General features: G+C 61.4%; 12 protein-coding genes. 2 read left to right on the forward strand and 10 right to left on the reverse strand.

The window, feature by feature from the left end; genetic code table 11:
• Nucleotides 1–83: 83 nt before the first annotated feature.
• The 3 genes from GZ093_RS18150 to lexA form a co-directional block, all read right to left on the reverse strand.
• Nucleotides 84–1,097, reverse strand: coding sequence for a D-2-hydroxyacid dehydrogenase family protein (locus GZ093_RS18150; RefSeq protein ID WP_296488736.1), 1,014 nt, complete (start codon nucleotides 1,095–1,097; stop codon nucleotides 84–86).
• A 151-nt stretch (nucleotides 1,098–1,248) separates the two neighbouring features.
• Nucleotides 1,249–1,626: a hypothetical protein gene (locus GZ093_RS18155; protein WP_296488738.1), complete on the reverse strand. Its 378-nt coding sequence runs from the start codon at nucleotides 1,624–1,626 to the stop codon at nucleotides 1,249–1,251.
• A 33-nt stretch (nucleotides 1,627–1,659) separates the two neighbouring features.
• A complete protein-coding gene (lexA, locus tag GZ093_RS18160) occupies nucleotides 1,660–2,334 on the reverse strand; it encodes a transcriptional repressor LexA (protein WP_296488741.1) in 675 nt (224 codons plus the stop codon).
• A 101-nt stretch (nucleotides 2,335–2,435) separates the two neighbouring features.
• On the opposite strand from lexA, the gene GZ093_RS18165 reads away from it, so the two are divergent.
• A complete protein-coding gene (locus GZ093_RS18165; RefSeq protein WP_296488744.1) occupies nucleotides 2,436–3,464 on the forward strand; it encodes an asparaginase in 1,029 nt (342 codons plus the stop codon).
• Between the two features lie 113 nt (nucleotides 3,465–3,577).
• Here GZ093_RS18165 and GZ093_RS18170 read toward each other — a convergent pair whose 3' ends face one another.
• Nucleotides 3,578–4,039, reverse strand: coding sequence for a glycine zipper 2TM domain-containing protein (locus GZ093_RS18170; protein ID WP_296488747.1), 462 nt, complete (start codon nucleotides 4,037–4,039; stop codon nucleotides 3,578–3,580).
• 410 nt (nucleotides 4,040–4,449) lie between these two features.
• Here GZ093_RS18170 and GZ093_RS18175 point away from each other — a divergent pair, with 410 nt between their 5' ends.
• Nucleotides 4,450–5,277, forward strand: a complete 828-nt coding sequence (locus GZ093_RS18175; protein WP_296488749.1) for a PEP-CTERM sorting domain-containing protein — start codon at nucleotides 4,450–4,452, stop codon at nucleotides 5,275–5,277.
• A 194-nt stretch (nucleotides 5,278–5,471) separates the two neighbouring features.
• Here GZ093_RS18175 and adk read toward each other — a convergent pair whose 3' ends face one another.
• The 6 genes from adk to GZ093_RS18205 form a co-directional block, all read right to left on the reverse strand.
• Nucleotides 5,472–6,128 (reverse strand): adenylate kinase, encoded by a 657-nt coding sequence (adk, locus tag GZ093_RS18180; RefSeq protein ID WP_296488752.1) that lies wholly within the window; start codon nucleotides 6,126–6,128, stop codon nucleotides 5,472–5,474.
• 147 nt (nucleotides 6,129–6,275) lie between these two features.
• Nucleotides 6,276–7,049, reverse strand: coding sequence for a 3-deoxy-manno-octulosonate cytidylyltransferase (kdsB, locus tag GZ093_RS18185; RefSeq protein WP_296488755.1), 774 nt, complete (start codon nucleotides 7,047–7,049; stop codon nucleotides 6,276–6,278).
• Nucleotides 7,046–7,228, reverse strand: coding sequence for a Trm112 family protein (locus GZ093_RS18190; RefSeq protein ID WP_296488757.1), 183 nt, complete (start codon nucleotides 7,226–7,228; stop codon nucleotides 7,046–7,048). The genes kdsB and GZ093_RS18190 overlap by 4 nt, the downstream gene beginning before the upstream one ends.
• Complete coding sequence (gene lpxK / locus GZ093_RS18195; protein WP_296488759.1) at nucleotides 7,209–8,276, reverse strand: tetraacyldisaccharide 4'-kinase; 1,068 nt, start codon at nucleotides 8,274–8,276, stop codon at nucleotides 7,209–7,211. The genes GZ093_RS18190 and lpxK overlap by 20 nt, the downstream gene beginning before the upstream one ends.
• A gap of 517 nt (nucleotides 8,277–8,793) precedes the next feature.
• A complete protein-coding gene (locus GZ093_RS18200; RefSeq protein WP_296488761.1) occupies nucleotides 8,794–9,222 on the reverse strand; it encodes a biopolymer transporter ExbD in 429 nt (142 codons plus the stop codon).
• The gene (locus GZ093_RS18205) at nucleotides 9,219–9,851 is read right to left on the reverse strand and encodes a MotA/TolQ/ExbB proton channel family protein (RefSeq protein WP_296488764.1); all 633 of its coding nucleotides are present in this window, start codon (nucleotides 9,849–9,851) and stop codon (nucleotides 9,219–9,221) included. Before GZ093_RS18205 ends, GZ093_RS18200 begins: the two co-directional genes overlap by 4 nt.
• Nucleotides 9,852–9,857: the final 6 nt, after the last annotated feature.

The raw sequence follows: 9,857 nt of genomic DNA on the forward strand, positions 1-9,857 counted from the left end.
CGGGGGACATTCGCGAAGTTGGACCCCCAACGCGCGCGGCGGGTTCGGTTGACTGCGCGGGTATCGAGCACAGTCACTCCACGCTAGCGCCGGCGCTGCACTTGCAGTGCCCCTGGATTGACGATGTTGGTCGGCGTGCCCTGGATGAAGTTGATCACGTTGTCAAACGCGGCCCCAAAGTACATCTCATAACTGTTCTGCTCCACATAGCCGATGTGCGGCGTGCAAATGCAGTTCTCCAGGCGCAGCAGGGCGTGGCCTTGCAAAATGGGCTCGGTCTCGAACACATCGACCGCCGCCAGGCCGGGGCGTCCGCGGTTCAGGGCGCTGATCAAGGCATCGGGCTCGATCAGTTCGGCGCGCGCCGTGTTGACCAGGAGGGCGGTGGGCTTCATGCGCCCGAGATCATCGAGTTTGACGATGCCCTGTGTCTCATCCACCAGACGCAGATGCAAGGACAGGACATCGGATTGGCTAAAAAAATCATCCCGACTGAGCGCCGCGTCAAATCCGTCCAGCAGCGCGCGCTCGCGCGCCGGTGCGCGCCCCCAGACCAGCACCTTCATGCCGAAAGCCTGGCCGTAGCCGGCCACCAGGCGTCCGACGTTGCCATAACCCCAGATGCCGAGCGTCTTGCCCTTCAGGACCGTGCCCAGTCCGAAGTTGGGGGGCATTGAGCCGGTCTTCAAACCCGATTGTTGCCACGCGCCGTGCTTGAGATTGCCGATGTACTGGGGCAGGCGCCGCATGGCGGCCAGGATCAACGCCCAGGTGAGCTCGGCCGGCGCCACGGGTGAGCCGGAGCCCTCGGCGACCGCAATCCCGAGCTCGGTGCAGGCGTCCAGGTCGATGTGCGAGCCCACTCGCCCGGTCTGCACCACCAGCTTGAGCTTGGGCAGTTTTTCGATCAATGCGCGCGACAGGTGCGTGCGCTCGCGGATGAGGACGATGACATTGGCATCCTTGAGGCGCAAGGAAAGCTGCCCCAGCCCCTTGACCGTGTTGGTGTACACCTTGGCCGGGTAGGGCGCCAGTTTGGCCGCGCATTCCAGTTTTCGAACCGCGTCCTGGTAATCATCAAGAATTACGATGTTCATAGGCCGTCATTGTGCCTTGGCACGGCCCTTGCGCTTGGCAGCGGCTATTGCTCAAACGCACAAAGAAGCAAGATTTACCTTGGCCTGTCGACCCAACGCAGCTCAGCCCGATGGGGCAACAAGATGCACAGTTGCTCTTTTGAGCCGGCCCTTAAGAGAGCGCCGCTTCGCAGGCCGCCAGGCGATCAAGTTCGGCGCAGACGTCGGCCATGCGGCCAGAAATCACCATGCGCCCGACCTGGGCCGGGGCCTGGCCAACTTCCATCACGCGCACAACGCGCAGCGGTCGCTGGGTCGAGGTATAGGCTGGCGCGGGCCGTTGGCCGGCCCTGCCATGACGCGGGTCGGCTCCGGGCCGCCAAGCCAGCTGCCTGTGATGCAATGGCTGGCCAGAAGGTGTGACGTGTCCATGCAAACCGGTGGACCGTTTGGGTCGATTGGACAAGGCGGGCAGGGCGGGCATGAGCCATCGCCACAGCGCTTGCAGCGGCGCCAAGATTGAGGGAACAGCCAAAAGTGCAGAGCTCATTTGAAACCTTTCAGTGCAATGGCAGACCACTGCTCACATCAGCATGGTGTTGCGGATCAAACCCACCGCCAGGCCCTCAATCTCGAACGGCTCGCCAGGCTCGACCACGATGATTTGGTAGTCGGGGTTTTCCGGGCACAGTTCGATCAGGTCCTTGGTGCGCCGAAAACGCTTGACAGTGACCTCATCGCCCAGGCGGGCCACCACAATCTGGCCGTTCTTGGCGTCCCGCGTGGACTGCACTGCGAGCAGGTCGCCGTCCATGATGCCGGCGTCACGCATCGACATGCCGCGCACCTTGAGCAGGTAGTCGGGCTTGCGCTGAAACAGGCTGCTTTCCACGTAATAGGTTTGGTCGATATGTTCTTGCGCGAGAATCGGTGAACCGGCTGCCACGCGGCCTATCAGAGGCAGCATCAGTTGTGACAGACCGGGTAGAGACTGGATGAATTGCTTGCTACGGGACTCATTGATGGAGCGCAGAGCCTCACTCTTGAGGCGAATACCGCGCGAGGTGCCGCTGACGAGTTCGATGGCGCCTTTGCGTGCCAGCGCCTGCAGGTGCTCCTCGGCGGCATTGGCCGACTTGAAACCGAGCTCGGTGGCAATCTCGGCCCGGGTCGGTGGCGCACCGGTAAGCGCAATGGCGTTCTGGATCAGGTCCAGAATTTGTTGCTGGCGGGCAGTGAGTTTGAGGCTTCCGATCATGGCGACTCCTTGGCGGTACGTGGGTCTAACTGTCACTTTATACACACTGTTGTTGTATTCAGTAACTGTATTTTTAATCAGTTTTTTGAGATTGGCAAGTGATGGCGACAAAATTTATTGAAAAAGTTGTTGTTTTGGCCACCGGTGGCACGATTGCCGGTAGCGCCGCCAGCGTCATGGACAACATTGGCTACACCGCCGCCCAAGTCGGTGTGAGTCAATTGCTGGCAGCCGTGCCGGGGCTAAATCAAGTGCTGGCCGGCCGCACGCTGGTGGCCGAGCAAGTGGCCCAGATTGACAGCAAGGACATGAGCTCCGGGGTCTGGCGGCAGTTGGCGTTGCGGGTCAGTCACCATCTTGCGCAAGACGACGTCACCGGCATCGTCATCACCCACGGCACCGACACCTTGGAAGAGACCGCTTACTTCTTGCATGCCGTGCTGCCAGCGCAGCAGCTTGCCGCCAAGCCCGTGGTTTTGACCTGTGCCATGCGACCCGCCTTCAGCCTGGCACCGGATGGTCCGCAGAATATCCGGGATGCGGTCGTGGTGGCCACGACCACTGGCGCGTGTGGCGTGCTGGCCGTGTGTGCCGGTACGGTGCACGCGGCGGTCCATGTGCAAAAGGTTCACACCTACCAGCTCGATGCCTTCAGTTCAGGTGACGCCGGGCCCGTGGCGTACGTCGAGGCAAGTGCTGTACGTTTAGTGCAAAATTGGCCTCCAGCCCCCGTTAATAGGGCGTCATCAGCTATTGAAATAGTAGCATTGGTGAGGCAATGGCCACGGGTGGAAATTGTGATGAATTACGCTGGCGCGGGCGGTGCGCTGGTGGATGCGCTGCTGGCCCCGGTGGCTGCGGCTGACCCGCAGGGCCAGACGGATCCACCGCTGGCATCGGCATCGCCCCTGCGTGGCCTGGTGGTGGCTGGCACCGGCAACGGCACTATTCATCAGGATTTGGAGGCCGCGCTTCGTCGCGCGCGGGCACTTGGGGTCAGGGTGGTGCGCTCGACCCGTTGCGCCGAGGGCCGCGTGCTGGCGACAGACAGTTCGGAATTCGAGGATTCCGAAGGCCTGTCGCCCGTCAAGGCCAGGGTCGCGCTGATGCTGGAATTGATGCAGGCCTGACCGATCGGGCCTGCGCGGTGGCTGGGTGCCGCCGGACAGACACTGGGCTCCGCCAATGAATGGCGCCATCTGAGGTCAGGGATGTCTTGGCGTTGGAAACGCGCCGGCACCCGTTACTGATTTTTCTTGGCGACTTCGTTACCGATGTAGCCACCACCCACGGCGCCGGCAATGGTGGCCAGGGTTTTGCCGTTGCCGCCACCCACCTGGTTGCCCAGCAGTCCACCGACAACTGCGCCCACGCCGATACCAATTGGACTGTTTTGAGCCACTGGCGCTGCGGGCGCTGGCGCAGGCGCATCGAGATACTGCCGAGCCGGCCGTACGGGAGCGCGTGCGACTTGACGCACCGCCGGCTTGCTGCGCATGGTTTCATTGCCACTGTCTCTAGGCTTTGCGGCCAAGGCTGCCGGCGCCGGAGCAACAGTGGCTGTCGTGTGCGCACTGTCTTCGACGGAGCTATGCGACTTCGGCAAAACGTCGGTCATGGCGGCAATACCGACCAGGCTCACCAAGGTGACAGAGACCGCAGCGGCTGCCATTAAAGGATGGATACGATTGAAAATTTGACTCATTTTTTTGAAGTTCTTAGGAATAAATCGCCATTTGGCGTGCGTACGAATTAAACGTTCGAATGACGCAATGGGGTGTACTCAGATTGTTTCGTTTGTAATGGCGGGTAACGACGACCTTGAAGAACATACCCATGGCGTTTGCCGGTGCTGCGCAGCTTCCTGGGGCGGTTCTGCGAGAACCCTAGCCAGTGCGGCCTGGTCGATGTTTCTGCGCAAGGCCACAACGACATCATGGATGGCTGTATCAGGCGCGAGTAAAACGGATTGACCAAAAGTGTCGAAAAACTTTACAGTCTGCCAACTTCATCCACAGAAAAAACATTTAGTTGATTGATTTACATATTGTTTCTTTATCTGGCACATTGTTTGCTTAACAACGGGAATACTTCATCAGACCCAAGGAAATCGACATGAAACTTGTACGTAACTCAGTCGCGCTGTCAATATGTGCCGGCCTTGGTGGTCTATTGGCAATGACGCCCGCTTTCAGTGGCGTCCTACTGGCATCTGACAATTTCAACACGTATGCAGCCTCCAGCCTCAACGGGAAAAATGGCGGCACGGGATGGGGCGGCGCTTGGGTCGATGCAAACCCAGTCAACGCCAACGTGCTTACTGTGGGCGGGCCTGACGCTCCAATGACTGGCAATGGCGTTCGCTTCACCGGTAATTCTGATGCGGCGGCGACGCGTACGCTGGCAACGGCTTTGAACGGGAACATCATCGTCAACTTCGATTTTCAATTTGACGCAGGCACCATCAGCAACAACGACTTCATGGGCCTGTGGTTCGGCAACAGCACGGGACCTAACATCGGACTGAAGGCCAACTGTGGCGGCGTCACTGGCTGTACGGCTGATATTTTCGCCCGGACCAGCGGCAGTGACGCAGGTGGCAGTTTTCAAAATATCACACTCGGCACAAGCTACAGTGTGATGGGCTACCTGCAAAAGACCGGGACGTCCGTTGTCTACAACCGATTCGATCTTTGGGTCAACCCAACAGCATCGGAAATCGCCACCCTGACCGGTTCGGATGCCTTCGATACCGGGGTATCGTCAATATCGTCGTTCAATATGGTTGGTTTTCGCACGGCCAATCTATCGATCACCTCGACAGCTGATGCCCTCCTTGTCGATAACCTGACCTTGAATCGTGTGCCGGAACCAGGCACTTTGGCTTTGGTCGGACTGGCACTGGCCGGCATCGGGGCCATGCTGCGACGCCGTAAGCTCTGACCGCAACGCTACCGATCTTGGTGGCGCGACAGGGTCGCACGACCGGTACACCCGTCGAGGGTCGCCTGCCAAGGGGAGACTGAGAAGGTCACTTTAGTGGGAGAAGCCGCCGGTTGTGCCACCGTGCAGGCTGGAGACAAAAGAAGCCCGACACCCTGTCGGGTATCGGGTCATGGCTGACCGACGTGACGGCTTTAGGCAGCCAGCGCCGCAAAGGCCCGCGCCGTGATCTCATCGACACTGCCGGTGCCGTTGATGGCGCGGTATTTCGGCGCGGCAGCCGGCTCGGCCTTGGCCCAGTTGCTGTAGTAATCCACCAGCGGCCGGGTTTGCGCGCTGTACACCTCCAGGCGTTTCTTCACGGTTTCTTCCTTGTCGTCATCGCGCTGGATCAAAGGCTCACCAGTGACGTCATCCACACCCGCTACTTTGGGCGGGTTGAACTTGACGTGGTAGGTCCGACCCGAGGCGGGGTGGGAGCGCCGGCCACTCATGCGCTCAACGATGGCGTCGAACGGCACGTCGATTTCCAGCACGTAATCGAGTTTGACCCCGGCGGCTTTCATGGCGTCGGCCTGCGGAATGGTGCGCGGGAAGCCGTCAAACAGGAAGCCGCCGGCGCAGTCAGGCTGGGCAATGCGTTCTTTCACCAGGTTGATGATCAGTTCGTCGCTGACCAGACCGCCGGAGGCCATCACGCCTTTGGCCTCAAGGCCCAGCAGTGTGCCGGCTTTGACCGCAGCGCGCAGCATGTCGCCGGTGGAGATTTGCGGGATGCCGTATTTTTGGCAGATGAACGTGGCTTGCGTGCCTTTGCCAGCGCCGGGTGCGCCCAACAGGATGAGTCTCATGGTTTTCCTTTGATTTGATGAAAATCACTGAATCAACCCGGTTGGCTTTCACGTGAACCGGGCTGCATTGTTTGCTGTCAAGAATAGCACGCGTTAAGCTCGCTCTGGCTGACAACGCGCGCGGCTGTCATGCCCCCCTGGCGCCGCTCAGGTGCCGAACAAGCGGCGCACGCGTTCCAGGTCTTCGGGCGTGTCCACGCCCGGGCCGGGTGCGTGGGTAGCAATATGGACGGCAATCCGATGCCCGTGCCACAGGGCGCGCAGCTGCTCCAGCGATTCCGTGATCTCGAGCGGCGCTTGCGCCATGGCGGGGAATCGGCGCAAGAAGCCGACCCGGTAGGCATAGAGGCCAATGTGGCGCAACGGGGCAGGGCTGGGCAGTGCCGCGCTGTCGTGGGCGGTCAGAGGCTGGTCGCGCCAGCAGGGGATCGGCGCGCGGCTGAAATACAGCGCCAGCCCCGCGGCATCGAGCACCACCTTGACGACGTTGCGGTTGTTGAATTCTTCTAGCGTACTGATAGCGTGTGCTGCCGTGCTCATGCTGGCTGCAGGCTGATTGAGAAGCAAATTGGCAACGGCGGTGACCAGTGACGGGTCGATCAGCGGTTCGTCGCCTTGCACATTGACCACAATTTCGTCGTCGCCCAGTCCAAGCAGACCGCAAGCCTCGGCCAGCCGGTCGCTGCCTGAGGGGTGGTCGGCGTGGGTCAGCACGGCCTCGATGCCATGCGCCTCGCACGCCTTGACAATCAGCGGGCTGTCGCCAGCCACCACGACCCGTGCACGCCCCGCACGGCTGGCACCGGACAGCACCCGCTGTGCCACCCGCACCACCATCGGCGCGCCGCCAATGTCAGCCAGCGGCTTGTTGGGCAGGCGGGTCGAGGCCAGCCGTGCCGGGATCAAGACCGTGTAGGTCAAAGGCCGAGTTCCTCGTCGCTCAGCGTGCGGGCTTCGCTCTCCAGCAGGATCGGAATGCCGTCGCGCACCGGGTAGGCCAGCCGTGCGCTGCGCGAGGTCAGTTCCTGCTTCTCGCGGTCGTATTCAAGCGGCCCTTTGGTGACCGGGCAAACCAATAATTCAAGTAGTCGTGTGTCCATGGGGCAATGATAGCGTTGGCTTGGCGTGGGTCGCCAGCAGGCGGTCGAGGCGGGCATCAAGTTGTGTCAGAAAGGCAGGCTCGGGCGTGACGAGCAGCGGCACGGCCAGCGCCTCGGGCTGCAGTGGCCACAGTTTGACCGCGTCTTTTTCAGTGCAAATCAGGGTGAAGCCCTCGTATTCATTTCGTACAAAGCTCTGAAAATCATAGTGATCTGGCAGCGCCAGGGTGCGTGCCAAGGTTAAACCTTGCGTGCGCAGCATGGCAAAAAAATCTTCTGGCTTGGCTATGGCAGCCAACGCCAGCAGGGGTTTGTTGCACAGGCAGGCCGGACCGGCCAGATCGCCGAGTGCCTGCTGGCTGCCGTCAGCCCTCAGGGCGTAGCGGCTCAGAGTACGCTGGGCGCAGAAACCGGCAAAGGCGGGCGGCGTGCCAGTGTGCAGCACCAAGCCCACTGTGCGCGGCCAGGGTTCGCGCAAGGGGCCGGCGGGCAGCAAAAAGCCGTTGCCGACGCCACGCTCGTCAAACACACAGATCTCCAGGTCGCGCTGCAGGCCGAGGTGCTGCAGGCCGTCGTCGCAGACGATGAGCTGCGTCTGCGGGTAGCACCCCAGCAGGGCGCGGGCGGCGTCAATCCGGCGACGCGCCACAAACACCGGCGCGCCCGTGCTGCGCCGGATCAGGGCCGGTTCGTCGCCGACATCGGCAATCGCGCTGTTAGCACACACTTCGCGGCAGTCGTCGCTCTGGCGACCGTAGCCGCGCGAGATCACGCCCACTTGCAGGCCACGCGCCTGCAAGTGCCGCACCAGCAGCATGACCACTGGTGTCTTGCCCGCGCCGCCCGCCACCACGTTGCCGACCACGATCACGGGAATCGGAACGCGTTCTGATTTGAAGATGCCTGCCTGGTACAGGCTGCGCCGTAACGCCACCAGTGCGCCAAACAGCAGCGAGATCGGCCACAACAGCCAGGCCAGCGGGCCGCGGTGTGTCCAGGCACGGGTCAGGCGCTGTTGCCAGGTTGAAGCTTGGGTTGTCTGGGTCATGATTCAGCCTCCCGGTGTTTGGCAGCGTTCTTGTTTTTTATGTGTTGTATCCCCCCCCTCTCCCCCAACCCCTCTCCACCCCCGCCGGGGCGGAAAGGGGAGCTAACAGCCACATTTGGCCGCGTCTTCACAGGCGGGAAAAAGGTGCGCATGGGCGCGTTGCCATCAAACTGATTGAGCGGTCTCTCGATTTGTTGAAAGCACTTGAAGGCCAGTTGCCGCTGCGCAGGAATTGACTTGAGCGCCTCGTGTCTACATAGTGGCCACTTTGAGGCCAGCGCACCCTCAATCACCCGATTTCCCACCTTTGAAGACGCGGCCGCATGAAGCTCCCTTCTTTCGCCCGGCGGGGCGAGAGAGGGGTTGGGGGAGTGAGTGGGGGAAAGAACGTTCAAAATTCCATCCCAGTCAAGACTACGGACAAGTTCTTTCACTGTCATTGCACCTCAGGAATCAGGTTCTGCGCAAGCGCAGCAAGTCCGGGGCAACAACGGTTTTTCTGCAAGCACTTACTCTCTCAGTTGCCCTTGGCATGCGCCGTCGACTGGGTGGCGAAGGTGATTTGGCTCAGGCCGGCGCGCCGGGCCGCTTCCATCACGGTGATCACGTCCTGGTGCCGGGCACTGGCATCGGCGTGGATGATCACCACCGAGTCCTTGCCGGCTTTGGCGCCTTCCGTCAGGGCCATGGCGAGGATGTCGACGCTGCGGCCGGTCACGGGCGTCTTGTTGACGCTGTAGGCGCCTTCGCTGCTGACGGTGACCAGCACCTCTTTGGGGTAGTCGCGCTGGGCTTCGGTGTCGGCCACCGGTAGCTTGAGCTGCAGCTCGGTGAACTTGCTGTAGGTGGTCGACAGCATCAAAAAAATCAGCACCACCAGCAACACGTCAATGAACGGGATCAGGTTGATCTCGGGCTCTTCCTTTTGACGCGGACGGAAATTCATGGCTTGCGCAGCGTGTTGAGGTGGCGTGCCAGCCGCTCTGACGCCAGTTCCAGCGTCAGCAGGTACTCGTCGACGCGCGCCCGGAAGTAGCGCCAGAAGATCAGCGAGGGAATGGCCACGATCAGGCCAAACGCGGTGTTGTAGAGCGCAATCGAAATGCCATGCGCCAGCTGCGCCGGGTTGCCGCCCGTGGCGCCGCCCGGCGTTGATTGCGAGCCAAAGATCTCGATCATGCCCACCACGGTGCCAAACAGGCCCATCAGCGGCGCGGCCGAGGCAATGGTGGCGAGCGCGTTCAGGTATTTCTCCAACCGGTGCGCGACCAGGCGACCGGCGCTCTCCATGGTGGAGCGCAGTTCGTCCTCGCTACAGCGCGGGTGGCTGTTGAGCGCTCGCAGGCCACTGGCCAGCACCTCGCCCAAGGCCGAGTTCTGCGCCAGTTGATTCACGACATCGGGCGTCGGCACCGCCGTGCGCGAGACATTCAACACCTCGTCGAGCAATTGGGGTGGTGCGATTTTGGCGGTCTTGAGGCTGACAAAGCGCTCAATGACGAGCGCCATGGCCAGGATAGAGCAGGCAACCAGCGGCCAGATCGGCCAGCCTGCGGCTTGTATGATTGAAAACAAATGGGG

Origin of the sequence: Rhodoferax sp., from assembly GCF_010365055.1 — a bacterium.
Taxonomy (GTDB): domain Bacteria; phylum Pseudomonadota; class Gammaproteobacteria; order Burkholderiales; family Burkholderiaceae_C; genus Rhodoferax.